The sequence below is a fragment of the Bacteroides salyersiae genome, assembly GCF_031172035.1.
Lineage (GTDB): Bacteria > Bacteroidota > Bacteroidia > Bacteroidales > Bacteroidaceae > Bacteroides > Bacteroides salyersiae.
In genome coordinates this window covers 149900-167963 of sequence record NZ_CP133452.1, presented here as the reverse complement: position 1 = coordinate 167963, position 18064 = coordinate 149900, and the positions used below count along the sequence as shown (strand labels likewise).

Annotated in this window: 16 protein-coding genes and 2 pseudogenes; 13 read left to right on the top strand and 5 right to left on the bottom strand. The window is 47.4% G+C overall.

From position 1 onward, the window contains the following. The first annotated feature begins 14 nt into the window (after positions 1 to 14). On the top strand, positions 15 to 3269 hold the full coding sequence (locus RB604_RS00765; protein WP_004291481.1) for a P-loop NTPase fold protein: 3255 nt from the start codon (positions 15 to 17) through the stop codon (positions 3267 to 3269). A gap of 131 nt (positions 3270 to 3400) precedes the next feature. Here RB604_RS00765 and mobC read toward each other — a convergent pair whose 3' ends face one another. The 4 genes from mobC to RB604_RS00745 all read right to left on the bottom strand — a co-directional run bounded on the left by mobC (position 3401) and on the right by RB604_RS00745 (position 7639). Further along, positions 3401 to 5419, bottom strand: a complete 2019-nt coding sequence (gene mobC / locus RB604_RS00760) for a conjugal transfer protein MobC (RefSeq protein ID WP_004291482.1) — start codon at positions 5417 to 5419, stop codon at positions 3401 to 3403. A gap of 30 nt (positions 5420 to 5449) precedes the next feature. Beyond that, positions 5450 to 6697, bottom strand: a complete 1248-nt coding sequence (gene mobB, locus RB604_RS00755) for a conjugal transfer protein MobB (protein ID WP_004291483.1) — start codon at positions 6695 to 6697, stop codon at positions 5450 to 5452. Further along, positions 6676 to 7104, bottom strand: coding sequence for a conjugal transfer protein MobA (mobA, locus tag RB604_RS00750; RefSeq protein ID WP_004291488.1), 429 nt, complete (start codon positions 7102 to 7104; stop codon positions 6676 to 6678). Before mobA ends, mobB begins: the two co-directional genes overlap by 22 nt. Before the next feature lie 313 nt (positions 7105 to 7417). Next, positions 7418 to 7639: a hypothetical protein gene (locus RB604_RS00745; RefSeq protein WP_032595732.1), complete on the bottom strand. Its 222-nt coding sequence runs from the start codon at positions 7637 to 7639 to the stop codon at positions 7418 to 7420. Between the two features lie 146 nt (positions 7640 to 7785). Here RB604_RS00745 and RB604_RS00740 point away from each other — a divergent pair, with 146 nt between their 5' ends. The 9 genes and pseudogenes from RB604_RS00740 to RB604_RS00700 form a co-directional block, all read left to right on the top strand. Next, complete coding sequence (locus RB604_RS00740; RefSeq protein WP_005643916.1) at positions 7786 to 8541, top strand: ParA family protein; 756 nt, start codon at positions 7786 to 7788, stop codon at positions 8539 to 8541. Positions 8542 to 8546: 5 nt separating this feature from the next. Continuing rightward, positions 8547 to 8996 (top strand): DUF3408 domain-containing protein, encoded by a 450-nt coding sequence (locus tag RB604_RS00735; protein WP_004311202.1) that lies wholly within the window; start codon positions 8547 to 8549, stop codon positions 8994 to 8996. Then, positions 8993 to 9382 (top strand): DUF3408 domain-containing protein, encoded by a 390-nt coding sequence (locus RB604_RS00730; RefSeq protein ID WP_299338276.1) that lies wholly within the window; start codon positions 8993 to 8995, stop codon positions 9380 to 9382. The genes RB604_RS00735 and RB604_RS00730 overlap by 4 nt, the downstream gene beginning before the upstream one ends. After that, positions 9379 to 10119 carry a hypothetical protein gene (locus RB604_RS00725; RefSeq protein WP_032595736.1) on the top strand — a complete coding sequence of 247 codons (741 nt, stop codon included), beginning with the start codon at positions 9379 to 9381 and terminating at the stop codon, positions 10117 to 10119. Before RB604_RS00730 ends, RB604_RS00725 begins: the two co-directional genes overlap by 4 nt. 201 nt (positions 10120 to 10320) lie before the next feature. After that, a complete protein-coding gene (locus RB604_RS00720; RefSeq protein WP_004311205.1) occupies positions 10321 to 10632 on the top strand; it encodes a DUF4134 domain-containing protein in 312 nt (103 codons plus the stop codon). Positions 10633 to 10642: 10 nt separating this feature from the next. Further along, entirely contained in the window at positions 10643 to 10975 is a 333-nt protein-coding gene (locus RB604_RS00715; protein ID WP_004311206.1) for a DUF4133 domain-containing protein, read from the top strand. Then, positions 10972 to 13476: a TraG family conjugative transposon ATPase gene (locus tag RB604_RS00710; protein WP_005827325.1), complete on the top strand. Its 2505-nt coding sequence runs from the start codon at positions 10972 to 10974 to the stop codon at positions 13474 to 13476. The genes RB604_RS00715 and RB604_RS00710 overlap by 4 nt, the downstream gene beginning before the upstream one ends. A 37-nt stretch (positions 13477 to 13513) precedes the next feature. Next, on the top strand, positions 13514 to 13897 hold the full coding sequence (locus tag RB604_RS00705; RefSeq protein ID WP_004308928.1) for a DUF3876 domain-containing protein: 384 nt from the start codon (positions 13514 to 13516) through the stop codon (positions 13895 to 13897). Between the two features lie 30 nt (positions 13898 to 13927). After that, positions 13928 to 14140 (top strand): annotated as a pseudogene (locus RB604_RS00700) (DUF4141 domain-containing protein); the annotation flags it as partial. On the opposite strand, the gene RB604_RS00695 reads toward RB604_RS00700, so the two are convergent. Further along, positions 14134 to 14274 (bottom strand): hypothetical protein, encoded by a 141-nt coding sequence (locus RB604_RS00695; protein WP_005944145.1) that lies wholly within the window; start codon positions 14272 to 14274, stop codon positions 14134 to 14136. The pseudogene RB604_RS00700 and the gene RB604_RS00695 overlap by 7 nt on opposite strands. A 431-nt stretch (positions 14275 to 14705) precedes the next feature. Between RB604_RS00695 and RB604_RS00690 the strand changes: the two genes are divergently transcribed. The 3 genes and pseudogenes from RB604_RS00690 to traJ all read left to right on the top strand — a co-directional run bounded on the left by RB604_RS00690 (position 14706) and on the right by traJ (position 18048). Then, complete coding sequence (locus RB604_RS00690) at positions 14706 to 16511, top strand: reverse transcriptase/maturase family protein (RefSeq protein ID WP_032535361.1); 1806 nt, start codon at positions 14706 to 14708, stop codon at positions 16509 to 16511. A 115-nt stretch (positions 16512 to 16626) separates the two neighbouring features. Then, positions 16627 to 17040: pseudogene (locus RB604_RS00685) on the top strand (DUF4141 domain-containing protein); the annotation flags it as partial. A 3-nt stretch (positions 17041 to 17043) separates the two neighbouring features. Next, on the top strand, positions 17044 to 18048 hold the full coding sequence (gene traJ / locus RB604_RS00680; protein ID WP_004308926.1) for a conjugative transposon protein TraJ: 1005 nt from the start codon (positions 17044 to 17046) through the stop codon (positions 18046 to 18048). Positions 18049 to 18064: the final 16 nt, after the last annotated feature.

The window sequence follows — 18064 nt, the reverse complement described above, 5'->3', positions numbered from 1 at the left end:
AATAAATTACGTATATGGAAACAAAACTACAATCCAAACAGCAATATCCGCGGTTTATCCAAAATAAACCGTGTGGTATTGACAAATTCGATGGAGGTTCGCAAGAAAGGTTGGCAAAAACTATTGCTCGCCATTTTTGTCAGAATGATTCATTGGATGAGGAATGTACTTTACCTCGAATTATCGGCATCGAAGGTATTTGGGGATCTGGAAAATCCAACGTGGTTAAAATGTTGGAACGTGAATTATCAGACGACTATTACTTTTTTGAGTATGACGCATGGGGACATCAAGAGGACTTGCAACGCCGCTCTATATTGGAATTGCTTACAAGCAAACTTATTGATGATGGTATCCTATCTGGAAATGCAACAATAAAAGTCAAAGGTGGAGGTACGAAAACCGTATCATGGTCTGAAAAGCTGAAATATTTATTAGCCCGTAAAACGGAGACCGTAACCGAAAAATATCCCCTTATCAGTAATGGTATGGTTGCGGCATTTTTGGTTGCAGTTTTAACTCCGATATTTACATTTATTGCGTATGCAGTAAAACCTACACCCACAACATGGTGGTTTTCTTTATTGTCTATTATCATAGCTGCACTGCCAGTTCTTATTGCATTGTGCGTTTGGAAATGGGCATATAGCAAAGATCATAAATATGGATGGAGTTATATGTTAGCTATTTATCAAGATAAAGTCGAAAAGGACGTTTGCTATGAGACTTTGAGCGAAGACGAACCAACGGTTTACGAGTTCAAAACATGGATGCAAGACATTTCTGATTTTATCAAGGAAAAAGGACAACGTAAATTAGTCCTTGTTTTTGACAACATGGATCGTCTCCCCGCTGAAAAAGTAAAAGAATTATGGTCTTCTATCCATACGTTCTTCGCCGATAGCGGTTTTGAAAATGTTTGGGCTGTTATTCCTTTCGATGAAACACATTTAGCTTGTGCATTCGGAGATGAGACCGACGAACAAACGAAACAACTGACCAAGTATTTTATCAATAAAACTTTCCCTATTGTTTATCGTGTTGCTCCTCCTGTTATTACCGACTATCGAAGTATATTCAACAAACTGTTTGTTGAAGCATTTGGAGAAACAGAAAATGAAGCGAAAGAAACTATAAATCGGATATTCAGATTGGTAAATCCTAATGCCAATGTTAGGGAAATTATATCATATATCAATGAGATGGTCGCTCTTAAACAAGAGTGGTGTAACGAAATTTTGATGATAAACATAGCATTGTTCTGTTTGAAGAAGACGGATATTCTGGCAAATCCAGTAGAACAAATATTGTCCGGCGACTATCTGAATGGCATTCAAACAATAATTAACAATGATCTGCAAACACAACGCGAAATTGCAGCTTTGGTATATGGTGTCGATGTTGAAGATGCTCGACAAATTCCATTGAAAAAATATATTGAAGGCTGCATCAACGGAGAAGAAGACCACGACATAAATCAATATGCAGAGACTAATAAACAATTTGACACTGTATTAGAAGAAGTTATACAATGTATGGACAATGCGCTTATCGATAAGATTATACATTGTTTGCATAAATTAACTCGAAAGAGCGATGTTATTCTGCGTGTATGGCAAAGAATAGCACAATTGAAATTAAAAGAATCCATAGAGAAGCAGGTGTTCCCTGTCGAATACCAAGAACTGCTGTTGCATTTAGACACGGAAAGCCAAAACCATGTGATTGCTCAATTATATAAGAAGATAGTTCGGTTCAATGACTTCAATGGCGGCGACTATTTCAAAACGTTAGATGCAATAGACAGGTTTATTGCGCAAAATAAGTTGGCGTGCGATTTTACGTCATTGATTGAAGCAAAAACAGTCAAGCCAAATACATTTATCGATTATATTCAAGCTGCAAATGCAACAGATGCTGCCTATCGGGATAACGCGACAACTAAAGCATATAAATATTATCAAGTAGCAACAAATTCGGAGGCGCTCGATAATTATTTGGCAAACTTACTACCCGATAATTTCGACCATGCAGATATTGTAAAAACGTTAAAAGATAATTCTACCTATACGTTTCCAACGCTTTTGCAAGCGATCACGAATTGCATTGATGAACAGAATGTAAATAAAGATAATATAGGGGCTATATTTACAACCTATCGTTTATTGGCATCTGACGAAGAAAGACCTTTACCTGTAACGTTAGATTCAACCTACATAAATCAGTTGCATTCTGAATTAGAAACTGATGGCCGAAACATTAAAGAGTCTGGATATTACGATTTAGTCGCCATGCAATTGGCACATGGTCATTCCGTTTCCTTAATAGAGGGTGGAGATATAAAATATGTTGCAGAACTCATGGACTATTATGTGGATCATGGAGACTTATTAGTAAATAGTGTGGGATGGAATATACCGCTATTAAATGAAACACTACAATACATGGTAAATCATAAACTTGGCTATAAATTATTGCTCTCAGACATATTGCCCCAATTTGAAGATATTAAGAACAGAATAGGTGTAACGGATGAGGTATTTATCGAGCATTTAGCAGAGTGGAATACCGATTTGGATAAGTATATCACTAAGAACAATATTAAAGATGTAATTCCTGACGCATCTTTTTACGATTTGACCACTAAAATAAGCAATGTCCTGACCGATCATATCAATAAAATAGCGTTCGAAGCGTTGTCTGAAATAAGTGTTGATACATTATACGCCCAAAGAACAGCACATACATCATATTATTGGTTTGTCGCAATAAAACATTTACTGGCTAAAATCAAATCCTTGCCAGATAACTTGACTGAATTTGGCAAAAAGATTCTGATGGATATTGCTTCTGGAACTCAAAGTTTGAATCCTTTCCCTAATTGTTTCAAGAATATAGTTGAAAGATTGGATAAACGAAAAATTAAATCGACAGTTACCGATATAAGAAATGATTTCTGCATCGGTAAAAAGACTATCAATGCAATAAAGTTTCAATTTTTCGAAACATGGCTTAGATCGCATGGTAATTTGAAAAGTCAAGCTGGAGACGTTATTGATAAAATAGTGAAACCTGTAATTTCCGATGGGGCATGCCGTTCATTGATTCTGCAAAACAAAGATTTTTATATGGATTTAATAAATACAGCAGGGGATGATGCTTATGAATTGAAAAAGAGTCTCCGAAACCTCATACAAAAAGATTCAGATCCGCAATTGGTTAAATTTGTCAATTCGATAGATTCAGTACCTGAGGTTGAAACCGCGTAAGTATTTGTCTAACAAGTCCGAATTTTACGATTTTACCCGTCAGAACTGAAGTGCCCCCCAAAAAAATTGTATCCAACTTTTGGGGGTCACTTCAAACTTCGATAGGGATAATTTTCAATTTTGGGGACTTGTTAGACAGTCTCATTATCTGGTAGCAGTTTACACAGCACCGGATCGTTTTTGATACGCTCCAGTTCCTCCTGCACAATCTGCTTCACCTCTTCCTTGATGCGCCGGTAGTTCGCCTGCACCGTTTCCTTCATGCGGTCGTTGCCGTCCTCGTCCGTGAAGTTTGTAATGACGGGAATTTTCTTGTAGGCACTTTCTTCCCGTTTCACCTTTTCGGCATCCACCACAATCTCGCAATGAAAAATCTTCTGCTCGATACGCTCGTTGAAGTTGTCGGATACAGAACCGACAAACATTCCCTGCGTAAGCCCGGAAATCTTACTCGGTGGAATGAGCGCGTCCATCTGCGTGTTGATGGAGGTGGAAACATCCTGCCGGTTGATGGAGATGGACTGCCGTTTCTGCAACACCTTACCGAACCGCTCGGAGAGCGTCTTGGCTGTTTCCCCCACCACCTGACCGGAGAAAATATTGCCGACAGTGTTCATCACCACTTTCGCCTCTTTGTCCCCGTAGTCACGCACTAACTGGCTGAAATCCTGAAAGCCCAGACACACGGCAACCTTGTTGCTTCGGGCGGTAGCTATAAGATTGTCCAACCCTTTGAAGTATATTGTGGGCAACTCGTCGATGATGACCGATGACTTCAGCATCCCCTTCTTGTTGATGAGCTTCACGATACGGGAATTATACAGACCGAGTGCCGCACCGTAGATATTCTGACGGTCGGGATTGTTACCCACGCAGAGGATTTTCGGCTCTTCGGGATTGTTGATGTCCAGCGTAAACTCGCTGTCTGACATCACCCAGTAGAGCTGCGGTGAAATCATCCTCGAAAGCGGGATTTTTGCCGACGCTATCTGACCCATGAGCTGCTCCGCAGCCCCTCCAAGCCACGCATCCATGAACGGCGAAAGGTAGTTCTCCAGCTCCGGATAAGAGGTCAGTATCGGAAATATATCCTCGTAACGGCGGTTCAGAAACTCGATAGCATGGGGAAACGTGCAAAACTTCCCGTTCTGATAGATTTTGAGATACCAGATAATACTGGCAAACAGAATGATAGGTGACTCCACGAAGAAGTCGCCCTGCTTTTGCACCCACGTTTTATTGAGGTTGAGCATTATTGTGTAGGCACTCTCATAGGCATCCGTAATATCTTCCATAAAATCCGGGTGAATGGGATTGCACCGATGAGAGCGTCGCGGGTCGTCGAAGTTGATCACATAGAACTTCGGCTTTACCTTGTAGCCGTCCGGGTGGTTCAGCAAATGGTTGTAGGCAATAGTAGATAGGTCGGGATACTTGAAATCGTAGATGTATTGACTAAAGCCCTTTTCAATCTGTTGCTTGATAAAATTGTTTACCACGGCATAGGACTTGCCGCTGCCCGGCGTACCCAACACGATGGACGCACGGAAGGGATTAACTACATTGATCCAACCGTTGTTCCAGCGTTTCCTGTAATAGAAACGTGTCGGCAGATTGACCGAATACTCGCTTTCGATAAGCCTCGTTTCCTGCATGAAACTCTCGTTCTCGTTGTTGAAAACATCCTCCATCAAATTGTGTTTCAACAGGCGGCTCATCCACAGACCACCCATCAACAGGCAGACATAGCCCGTTCCAATGGTAAGGACATACAGTCCCGTCACCGCTTCAAGCGGCAGCGGCAGGGGCAGCAACCACCAGTTCAGGAAAAACAGCACGAACCCGACGGCAAATGCTGTCCAGATTCTCCCCCAAGTGATTTTCTCACCCTTGACACCCTTCGTACCCAGACAGGACAAGGCAAGCAAAAGGACGGAAAACAGCTTCGTGTAGAGAATGGAATGGAACAGCCCCGCCGTGCGGTCGAAGTTCAGAAGGATTTTGTCCACCACGCCGATGTTCACGCCCCACAGCCGGATGGCTTCGTAGCAGAACCAGTACACGTTCATGACCACTAAAATGATACTCACGGCACGCAGAAAATCCATGATTTTCGCCAATGCCCTCAAATCGTCTTCTTGTTGTGACATACATTGATTTTTTAATTGTTGATACTCTGATTACATACCCAAGCCCTTGCGTTTTTTCTTCTTTTTGCGCTTCATCGCCCGGATGAAAGCCTCTTCCTCGGCATCTACCGCCGGACCTTCGGGAGTGAGCAAGCCCATACCGCCCGATATATCTTCACTGTCGTAGGCGGTCTGCCCGTGTGCCTTGTCCGCAGCATCCACAGGGATGGATAGCGGTATCGGCGGTTGTCCGGCGTATGGCAGGGTGAAGTGTTCCTGCAAGGCATTCGCCGAAAGCTCCTTACCCATGCGCGAACCGTTCAGCACGCATCCCGTGCGGTGGTCGATGAAGGTAGCCCCATAGATGCGCCCTTCCTCTGTGTAGCGCAGTACGGTGTCGATGCCCTTCTCTTTGAGTTGGGATACAAATTTGTCCTTGTCATAAGTGCCTTGCAGCACGGAAAGGACGGTGCGTTTCGTCATGTCTGCCAGTTTCCTATCCTTGATTTCCGATTTGGAACGGACAAACTTCTTCTGTACGGCTTCATAGCCTGCGGACTTCCCGAAAAGCGAGGATTTGAACGGGTTGCCCACCTTGTTACCCTTGTCGTCCGTGACGGAATAGACCAGCCCGTGATACTCCCGTCCGCGCACGTTGCCCCTCGCTTCCTCCACCGTCATATTATATAAGGAAAGGAGCGCACGGTATTCGCCCATCGTCTGGAAACGGTACTGCCCATTCAGAGCCTTCACGGTGTTGCCTACCTGCTTCTTCACATCACCTGCCGATGCGGCCACCTTGCGCAACGGATTATCCAATCTCTGATTTTTACGTTCTGCCGGATGCAATCCGTACTTCTGTTCCAGTTCCCTGCGGATACGGTCGCTGCGGCGGTAGAGAAAATCCCGGTTGAGCCTTTTCCCGTTCTCGTCCACGTTGACCGTCACGATGTGCAGGTGGTGGCGGTCGATGTCCTCGTGCTTGAATACAAGATAAGGCTGGTTTCCGAAACCGAGTTTTTCCAGATACTCGCGGGCGATATTCTGCAACTCAATATCGGTCAGCACATCCTCCGGGTGCGGGTTGAGAGAGATATGCACCACCGGCTTCTCGATCTTCATCTGCGGTGGCAGGAAGGTGAGAAAACCCTCCATCGCCTTGCCTATGTCCACCGTTCCCGAACCGTCATTGTAGATGCGGTTGGTGGTGAGAAGCCGCCCCTGCGCCTCGTTAATCTTCTCCCCGTTGTAGGCAATCGCGCCGTACAACGAACTTCCTACACTGATTTTTGCGACCATTTTGCCTCCATTTCCCTTGAAAGTTCCACAATCCGGCGGCTCAGTTTCACGAGTTCGACGGTGTGTTGCTCTAATTTGTAGAGCAACGCCATCGCCTTTTTCTCTGAAAAATGCAGCCTCAGTTCCTTCACGACTTGGTTGTAATTCGTACCCACGGCACGGAATTGTGCATGAAAATCCGACAGTTTGGTGTAATAGTCCACCAACGTCTTGTCCACCTTCAGCACCTTGAACGGTTGCCCGAAGAAGTGCGCTTTGAGGAAAACAGACCGTGCATAGACACCCGATTTTCCGAACATGGCGAGGAAACGGTTGTGTTCCTCCTCGTTGAAACGGACGGTGTACCGGTACACCGCCGGATCAAGTTTGGGATTTCTCCCTGATTTGCTTTTCCTTTTCTCTTTCATATTACTTTGGATTTAGCGGATTGACGGCATAAGCCGCCGCTTCGGATTACAGCACCGCAGTTCTGAAAGGCTTCCCGACTTCGGAGGGAAAGCCCGCCCCCTGCAAGGGCAAGTGCTTTTCGTGGCTGCTCAAAATATTTTGAGCGGCTGAAAAGACATCTTGCTATGTTCAGGTGAACATAAAAATCCGTCGGGGACGGATTGGGGATGATTCCTTTCAAACTCCGGGCTGCGCTACCTGCGGCGTACCCTGCCGTTCGGGTGCAAAGTTACGCCCTTAAGGCGATGTCCGACAGAGGCTTGACCCGGACAATCAGTGCCAACCGGCGCAACGTGCTGCCACTTGCCGGAGAAGTGATACAAGTTCCAAAATATCCTTGTTTATTTGCAGTGTGATTCGGATGTGGGACTGAAAATACACTCCTTCCGCCGGATGTTCGGACAGCAATCCGGGCATCAATCCAAACGGTTGAAAACAGGTGTATGTATTCAGATAGTTTTCCAAGCACACGTCCGTGCGGACGGATAAAAGCATGGACGGTTGGACAAACCGATGAATACCCGCAGGCACAGCCGGATTAAGGAGTGAATAAATAAATGAATGGGAGTGCGTGCGTACGTACTAATGACAATACGCTACCGCCACCGGACAGATGTATAACCAAATAAATTATCAAAAAAATGAAAGAAGCAACTTATGTGGCAATCTCCACGCAGAAAGGTGGAGCGGGTAAGACAACCCTGACAGTGCTTGTAGCAAGCTATCTGCACTATGTGAAAGGCTACAACGTAGCCGTGGTGGACTGCGATTTCCCGCAGTACAGTATCCATGACATGCGCAAGCGTGACATGAAAGCCGTCATGGAGGACGGGCATTACAAGGTGCTGGCGTATGAGCAGCTCAAACGACTGAAGAAGAACCCGTACACCATCAGATGCAGCCGTGCGGAAGATGCGGTAAAGACCGCCGAAAATCTGGTGGCAGCGCAGCCCGACCTCGATTTCGTGTTCTTCGACCTGCCGGGAACAATCAACAATGCCGATGTGGTGCAGACCATTTCCCAAATGGACTATATCTTCACGCCCATCATCGCCGACCGTGTGGTGATGGAGAGTTCCATCAAGTTCGCCACTGTCATCAACGAACAGATGATAAGCACGGGCAAGTCCGGCATCAAAGGGATTTACCTCGTGTGGAACATGGTGGACGGACGCGAAAAGACTGAACTTTACAAGGCATACGACAAGGTCTGTGCCGAGTTCGCCCTGCCCATTCTGGAAACACATCTACCGGACAGTAAGCGCTTCCGCAAGGAGACGGCGGCAGAACGCAAGGCGGTATTCCGCTCCACGGCGTTTCCGGCGGACAAAATACTGGTACGCGGCAGCAACCTCGACAAACTCGTCGATGAGATTCTCGGCATCATCAAAAACTGAACGGCATGGCAAAGAAAACAAGAATCGAGGACATCGACAGCGAAGCCGTAATCAACTCATTTCGACTGGACGATACAAGCATTCCGCCGGAAGCGAGAAGCACGGACGGGAACGCTCCTGTCCCACCTCCGAAAGAAGCGATACAAGAAGCCGTTTCTCCACCCGCCTCGCACTCCAAAGAGGAGCCGGAACGCAGGCGCAGGAACAGCAAGCCGGAAAAATTGGATTATGACACAGTATTCATATGCGGTTCCAATATCACGGCAAGGCTCGGCAAGCAGGTCTATATCCGCAAGGAGTACCACGACCGCATACAGAAGATGCTTCATGTAATCGGAGGCAACGAAGTGACTATCGCGGCATTTCTTGACAACGTGCTGACACACCATTTCACGCTGTTCCAAGACGAGATAGCCGAATCGTTCAAACGGCACATGGAATCCTATAATTTATAAACACTCAAAAACAACAAAGAAGTATGAAAAGAACAAATAAGAACCGTCAGGCTGAGTATCTGCAAACAGGAAAGAGTGAAAGAACCGCTGTCCGTGCAGCAAAGTGTGTAACCGACTACGGGCATGAAAATACCGACGTTGACTTCCGCAAGGATAAAGGCAGAGACAAACCGCTCTCGACTTTCCTGCAAGCATCGGAAATCAAAACGCGGCAATGTATATACATCAGCCGAGAAATTCATGAGAAAGTCGCTATCGTTACCAGTCGGATGGGAAACGGTTTGAGCATCGGCAAGTTTGTGGATAACATCCTCCGCGACCATTTCCGACAATACGGGCAGCAGTACATGGAACAGATTGAAAACGCCCAAAAAGTAAGATTATGACAAAGGCGTTTTTAATCGTATCGGTTGCTTGCAACGTGTGGTTTCTGTTTCTGCTGTTCTATGACCGCATCATGGACATGAAGCTCATCCGTTTCTTCAGACATATTGCCGGGCTGTGGCGGTCATTGGACAGTACGGTGGCAGAGCAAGGAAAGGATAAGGAAATACCTCACGCAGACACCTCGGACATCATTGGCAAGAGCCGTTTCAAGATGGCATCGACCCGGACAACCGCTGCCATACCGACGCAAGAAGCCGCCACTTCGGAAAAAGGCATTGAGCTGTCGGAGGAAGAGGCTACTTTTGACGACGGAAACACGGAAACCGTCTCACGCCCGACACAAGTACCGGAGGACAAACTCGATGAAACCTTCACGAGCATCCCGCCCTCGGAACTGGAGTACGGAGAAGATGAACCGGAGGATGAAGAACCAGACAAAAAGCAGGCTTCGGGAAGTAGCTTCGAGGATATTGACATGGCAGTACACACCATACGGAAGGAATCACCATCCGATGAGGAAATGCGACACGCCGGAAAGGTCATGACGGAACTGGACGGGACAGAGCTTTTCACAAGAATAACGGAACGCCTGACCGATGAAGCAATGAGCGAGAGGATTGCAAAGGCGATGGCAGTTTTCGTGGACACGGTGAACATGACCGTGACACAACAAAAGGAAAAGGTGTTCGTGATTCCCGACAACATCGAGGAGTTCGACTTCCGAAACTATGTATAACAACTAAAAAAGAATGGAAATGAAAACGTAAAATGACGACACCCACGCGCACGGCGGTACAAGGTACAGCCAACCCGCAACGGACAGCCCCAAGTCCGTAGAAACAAACGGGCAACCACTAAAACCAAAGTAAAGTAATCAAGTATCAACCGCCCGAAAAAGGACTATCCACCCTTTGGACGGCACAAAAAAGAACAGTTTATGAACAAGAACATCAGACAAAAGTTAATCATCGCTGCGGCACTTATGATTGCCGCAACCGCCTCCGCTTTCGCACAGGGAAACGGTCTGGCTGGCATCAACGAAGCCACCTCTATGGTGAGTTCGTATTTCGACCCCGGCACGAAATTAATCTACGCCATCGGCGCGGTAGTCGGGCTTATCGGTGGCGTGAAAGTGTACGGAAAATTCTCGTCCGGAGACCCGGACACCTCGAAGACCGCCGCCTCGTGGTTCGGGGCTTGTATCTTCTTGATTGTCGCCGCCACTATCCTGCGCTCATTCTTCCTTTAATAAACAATGTATGGCTGAATACCCGATAAACAAGGGTATCGGCCGTCCGGTCGAGTTCAAGGGTTTGAAGGCTCAGTACCTCTTCATCTTCTGCGGAGGTCTGCTGGCTCTCTTCGTCCTGTTCGTCATCCTCTATATGGTCGGCATCGACCAGTGGATATGTATCGGCTTCGGCGCGGCATCGTCTTCCGTCCTCGTATGGCAGACCTTCGCGCTGAACGCCCGGTACGGCGAACACGGGCTGATGAAATTGGGAGCGGCAAGGAGCCATCCCCGATACCTTATCAACCGACGGCGGATCACCCGATTACTCAAACGGCAACGAAAGGAAGAAACGACATGAGAAATACATCCAAAATGACAACACTGGAAAACAAGTTCCCCCTGCTGGCGGTGGAGCATGGCTGCATCATCTCCAAAGACGCCGACATCACGGTGGCTTTTGAGGTGGAACTGCCGGAGCTTTACACCGTGACGGGCGCAGAGTACGAGGCGATACACGGCTGCTGGTGCAAGGCTATCAAGGTGCTGCCGTACTTCTGCGTCGTGCATAAGCAGGATTGGTTCATCAAGGAGAAATATATGCCGGAGTTACAGAAGGACGACATGAGTTTCTTGAGCCGTTCCTTTGAACGCCACTTCAACGAGCGTCCGTACCTGAAACACTCCTGCTATCTCTACTTGACCAAGACGACGAAAGAACGTAACCGTATGCAGAGCAACTTCAGTACGCTGTGCCGGGGACATATCATCCCGAAGGAGCTGGACAAGGAAACCGCCGGGAAGTTCATGGAGGCCGCCGAACAGTTCGAGCGCATCATGAACGACAGCGGCTTTGTGAGGCTGCGCCGCCTCTCCACCGACGAGATTGTCGGGACGGAGAAGTCCGCCGGGCTGATAGAGCGTTACTTCTCGCTCATGCCCGAAGGCGACACGACCTTGCAGGACATCGACCTCTCGGCAAAAGAAATGCGTATCGGTGACAACCGCCTGTGCCTGCACACCCTCTCCGACGCGGAGGATATGCCAGGAAAGGTGGCTACCGACATCCGCTACGAGAAACTCTCCACCGACCGCTCGGACTGTCGCCTCTCCTTCGCCTCCCCCGTGGGGCTGCTGCTTTCCTGCAACCACATCTATAACCAGTATGTGATTATCGACAACAGCGAGGAAAATTTGCAGAAGTTCGAGAAGTCCGCAAGGAATATGCAGTCGCTATCCCGATACAGCCGGAGCAACAGCATCAACCGCGAGTGGATAGACCAGTACCTGAACGAAGCCCATTCCTACGGGCTGACCTCGGTACGGGCGCACTTCAACGTCATGGCGTGGAGCGATGACGCGGAGGAACTGAAGCATATCAAGAACGATGTGGGCAGCCAGCTGGCAAGCATGGAGTGCGTGCCGCACCACAATACCATCGACTGCCCGACGCTCTACTGGGCGGCGATGCCCGGCAACGCGGCGGACTTCCCGGCGGAAGAGAGTTTCCATACATTCATCGAGCAGGCGGTGTGCCTCTTCACGGAGGAAACCAACTACCGCAGTTCGCTCTCGCCCTTCGGCATCAAGATGGTGGACAGGCTTACGGGAAAACCGTTGCACCTCGACATCAGCGACCTGCCGATGAAGCGGGGTATCACGACCAACCGCAACAAGTTCGTGTTGGGTCCTTCGGGCAGCGGCAAATCCTTTTTTATGAACCACCTCGTGAGGCAATACTACGAGCAGGGTACGCACGTGGTGCTGGTGGACACGGGAAACTCCTATCAGGGCTTGTGCGAGATGATCCGGTGCAAGACAAACGGGGCGGACGGCGTGTACTTCACCTACACGGAGGAGAAACCGATTTCGTTCAACCCGTTCTACACCGATGATTACGTGTTCGACGTGGAGAAAAAGGACAGCATCAAGACATTGCTGCTGACGCTCTGGAAGTCGGAGGACGACAAAGTGACGAAGACGGAGAGCGGCGAACTGGGCAGTGCGGTGAACGCCTATATCGAGCGTATCAGGGCTGACCGGAGCATCGTCCCCTCGTTCAACACCTTCTACGAGTATATGCGCGACGACTACCGCCGCGAACTGGCGGAACGTGAGATAAAGGTGGAGAAGTCCGACTTCAACATCGACAATATGCTCACCACCATGCGGCAGTATTACCGGGACGGACGCTACGACTTCCTGCTCAACTCCACGGAGAACATCGACCTGCTCGGCAAGCGGTTCATCGTCTTCGAGATTGACAGTATAAAGGAAAATCGCGAGCTTTTCCCTGTGGTGACCATCATCATCATGGAAGCCTTCATCAACAAGATGCGCCGATTGAAAGGCGTAAGGAAACAGTTGATAGTGGAAGAGGCTTGGAAGGCTCTATCTTCGGCGAACATGGCTGAGTACCTGCGCTATATGTACAAGACCGTGCGCAAGTATTACGGGGAGGCAATCGTGGTGACGCAGGAGGTGGACGACATCATTTCCTCGCCCGTCGTCAAGGAGAGCATCATCAACAACTCCGACTGCAAGATACTCCTTGACCAGCGGAAGTACATGAACAAGTTTGATGCCATACAGTCCCTGTTGGGTCTGACGGAGAAAGAGAAGTCGCAGATACTCTCCATCAACATGGCGAACAACCCGTCAAGGCTCTACAAGGAAGTGTGGATAGGACTGGGCGGCACGCAGTCGGCAGTCTATGCCACCGAAGTTAGTGCTGAAGAGTATCTGGCGTACACCACCGAAGAAACGGAAAAAGTAGAGGTTTACCGTCTGGCGGAACAGTTGGGCGGCGACATTGAAGCCGTCATCCGGCAGCTTGCCGAAAGGCGGAGAAAAAAGGAATAAATAGAAACAGATTCATCAACTAAAAAAGAAAATGCGTATGAGTATATCAAGAACGAAAATGCTGCAAGTCAGCAAGTGTTTAATCGGGCTGGCGGTCATGGTGCTGCAATCCTGCGACATAACGGACAACCGACGCGACCTGCTTTGCGGAAACTGGGAGAGTGTGGAGGGCAAGCCCGACGTGCTTATCTACAAGGAGGGCGAAGCCTATAAGGTGACGGTATTCAAGCGGAGCGGCATCCGCCGCAAGCTGAAGCCGGAAACCTATCTCTTGCAGGAGGAGAACGGCAATCTGTTCATGAACACCGGATTCCGCATCGACGTGTCCTACAACGAGGCGACGGACATCCTGACCTTCTCGCCGAACGGGGACTACGTGCGTGTGAACCCGAAACCGGACCATCCGATAGGCGAGCAATAAATAATGAAATCCACTAAAATCCAAAGTAACATGAGAACAAGAATAACACTTATTATCTGCCTGTGCCTGTTTGCAGTCGGCAGGGCAAGCGCACAGTGGGCGGTGATAGACCCGTCCAACATCGCGCAGAGCATCGTGAACACCTCGAAGAACGTGGTACACACTTCCACGACCGCCCAGAATATGATAAAAAATTTTCAAGAGACCGTGAAGATTTACGAACAGGGCAAGAAGTATTACGACGGTGCGCCCGTATAGGCGATATAATAAATGTAGCATTGGCAAGCTATTAGGTAAGTGTTCCAATATTTACCTATCATCACCAGCTTATCTGCCCACGAAAGGACGGCAGGGAGTATAGCACGCTGGAAAGCCATAAGTCAATTAGTTATCAAATTGCAACTGAATGGTGAGATGAAACAGATAGATACGAGGATAAAATCCAAACTGATTGAATGATAGTCCAAGTGAACCCAGTATGTTTTATAGTGAAAGATAACTTAACTCGCTATACCGTAATACCTCTGTTGCGAGCGTCGTGTAGTAGAGGCAGGAACAAATTACGGCACAACCGCAGTAAGCGGTAACGGGCGGAAGTCATATCCGACAATCTATCATAGCCATGTTATTATATCGTAAACGGGGATTGCCTAAATCGGAACGCCGCAAGGCTATTAGGTACAGACCTATGAAAATCCGACAAGGCAACGGAGCTTCCGTAGTAGTCTGAGCAGGGGAAAGCCCTGTACATGGCGAAGGGAAGCAGCTAATAATTTTAATGCAAATAACGGAAAATGTGAGAGACATTATGAGAAGTCCAGAGTATGTATTAAACAGTCTAACGGAACACAGTGAAAATTTGAATTACAAGTTTGAACGCTTGTACCGTATCTTTTTCAATGAGGAAATGTATTACGTTGCCTACCAACGCATATATGCGAAACCGGGCAATATGACAGCAGGTGCAGATGGGAAAACCATTGACCAAATGAGCCTGAACCGAATTGAACAACTGATAACATCGTTGAAAGATGAGAGTTATCAGCCCCAACCCTCAAAACGGATGTATATCCCAAAGAAAAATGGGAAAATGCGTCCATTAGGTGTACCAGCTTTTAATGATAAATTATTGCAGGAAGTGGTCAGAATGATATTGGAAGCCATCTATGAAAGACAGTTTGAAAAAACGTCACATGGCTTCCGACCTCTAAGAAGCTGCCACACTGCCTTGTCTGATATTCAGAAGACATTTTCGGGCGTGAAATGGTTCGTAGAAGGTGATATTAAGGGATTTTTCGACAATATCAATCATGAGATACTGATAGGTATTCTGAAAGAACGTATCGCTGACGAAAGATTTATTCGCTTGATTAGAAAATTTCTGAATGCAGGATATATCGAAGACTGGAACTTTCATAACTCCTACAGCGGAACACCGCAAGGCGGAATTGTCAGCCCTATCTTGGCAAACATATACCTTGATAAGTTGGATAAATTCATGAAGGAATACACTGGAAAATTTGATAAGGGGAAAGAACGGAAAAGAACTAAACAGGTAGTATCACTTGAAGGCAAACGACACCGTATTCTGAAAAAGTTGAAAGTGGTAAAAGACAAAAGTGAAAGGTCAGAATTGATAAGACAATATAAGGCTTATCAAAAAGAAGGTTTGCAGTATTCTGATGGTGACGAAATGGATATGAACTACAGAAAACTCAAATATGTGAGATATGCGGATGATTTTCTAATTGGAATTATTGGCAGTAAACAAGATGCTATCATCATCAAAGAGGACATAAAGAACTTCCTCTATGAAAAGTTAGCTCTTACACTGTCTGATGAGAAAACACTTATCACCCATGCTGAAAACGCTGCAAAATTTCTCGGATATGAGATTTTTGTAAGGAAATCCAATGACACCAAAAGAAGCAAATACGGAGTACTAAGACGTGTCTTCAATAAGAGGATACAATTGGCACTTGGAAAGGATACGTTTAAGAAAAAGTTGCTCGAATATCGTGTTTTAGAAATAAAGATACACAACGGCAAGGAGTATTGGAAAGCAAAATCCCGTCCCAAACTTTCAAACAACAATGACTTTGAGATACTTGACAGGTACAACAAGGAAATAAAGGGCATTTACAATTACTATTGTTTGGCTAATAATTGTAGTAGTCTGTCAAAACTTGGGTATATCATGAAATATAGTATGTACAAAACATTTGCGCAGAAATATCGGACAACGATGTCGCAAATCCGAAAAAAGTACACCAAGAATGGACTTTTTTCAGTTAGATACTATTTAAAGAACGGTACTGCCAAAGACTTGACCTTTTATCATGGTGGGTTCAAAAAGAAAAATCCAATGAACATTAAGGATTTAGACAACTTGCCCAAATTCACATATCATCCTACAAACACAAGTCTTATAGATAGGCTGAAAGCGGAAAAATGTGAATTATGTGGAGCAGTCGATAAGTTAGTGATGCACCATGTGAGAAAATTAAAAAATCTTCAAGGGAAAACTACCTGCGAAAAACAAATGATGGCTCGCAAACGAAAGACTATTGCCATATGTGGTAAGTGTTACAAAAAACTCAGTAACAATGAATAGATTGATATTATTAGTAGAAAGCCGGATACGCGGAGACGTGTACGTCCGGTTTGGGGGCGAGCTTCCGAAAACCCACCGTAGTAATACGGCAGGGCGTTGGATGCTTAGCCTACCACTCAAATCCGTGAACAATCTGGTAAAGGACGCCCGGAAGGTGCAGCAGACCATTCTGATGGTGGGTGACATCACCGACACCTATGTGACCAGTTTCCAGAAGATGATGCGTGACGACAACTTCACGGTGGAGGAACTGGGAGCCATCGCCTTTGGCTACACCAAGTTATTGGAGGAATCCAACGATGTGCTGACGGAACTGAAGAATGTGGTGAATATCACCACGCTCTCCATGACGGACAAGGAGCGCATGGACGTGGTGGAACGCTGCTACTCCAAAATGAAGCGTTACCGCAACCTCGTGAGCTACTACACCAACAAGAACATTAGCGTGAGTTACCTGCGTGCGAAGAAGAAAAACGACCTTGACCGCATCATGGGGCTGTACGGGAACATGAACGAAAGATATTGGTAGCCTATGAATTTCGACAACCTTCACCAAATTCTGCGCTCGCTCTACGAACAGATGATGCCGCTATGCGGGGACATGGCGGGCGTGGCGAAAGGCATCGCCGGGCTGGGCGCACTCTTTTATGTGGCCTACCGGGTATGGCAGTCGCTGGCGAGAGCCGAACCGATAGACGTGTTCCCTATGCTCCGCCCGTTCGCTATCGGTCTGTGCATCATGTTCTTTCCGACGGTGGTACTGGGTACGATAAACAGCATCATGTCGCCCGTCGTGCAGGGTACGGCAAAGATGCTGGAGGCGGAAACGCTGGACATGAACCGATACCGTGAGCAGAAGGACAAACTGGAGTACGAAGCGATGATGCGCAATCCCGAAACCGCCTACCTCGTGTCAAATGAGGAGTTTGACAAACAACTGGAAGAACTGGGCTGGTCGCCCGGCGACATGGTGACGATGGCGGGGATGTACATCGAGCGCGGGATGTACAACATGAAGAAGGGCATCCGCGACTTCTTCCGCGAGATACTGGAACTGATGTTCCAAGCCGCCGCCCTCGTGATAGACACCATCCGCACGTTCTTCCTCGTGGTGCTGGCGATACTCGGTCCGATAGCCTTCGCCATATCGGTGTGGGACGGCTTCCAAAGCACGCTTACACAGTGGATATGCCGCTACATACAGGTCTATCTGTGGCTGCCCGTGTCGGATATGTTCAGCACCATACTGGCGAAGATACAAGTGCTGATGCTGCAAAGCGACATCGAACGGATGCAGGCTGACCCGAACTTCTCGCTGGATTCGAGCGACGGGGTGTACATCGTCTTCATGATAATCGGCATCATTGGTTACTTCACCATCCCCACGGTAGCAGGCTGGATTATCCAAGCCGGAGGCATGGGAAGCTACGGTCGCAACGTGAACCAGACGGCAGGACGAGCCGGAAGTATGGCGGGCAGCGTGGCGGGCGCAGCCGCAGGAAACGTGGTCGGACGTGTCGGGAAGCTGCTGAAATAATCAACTGACAATTAAA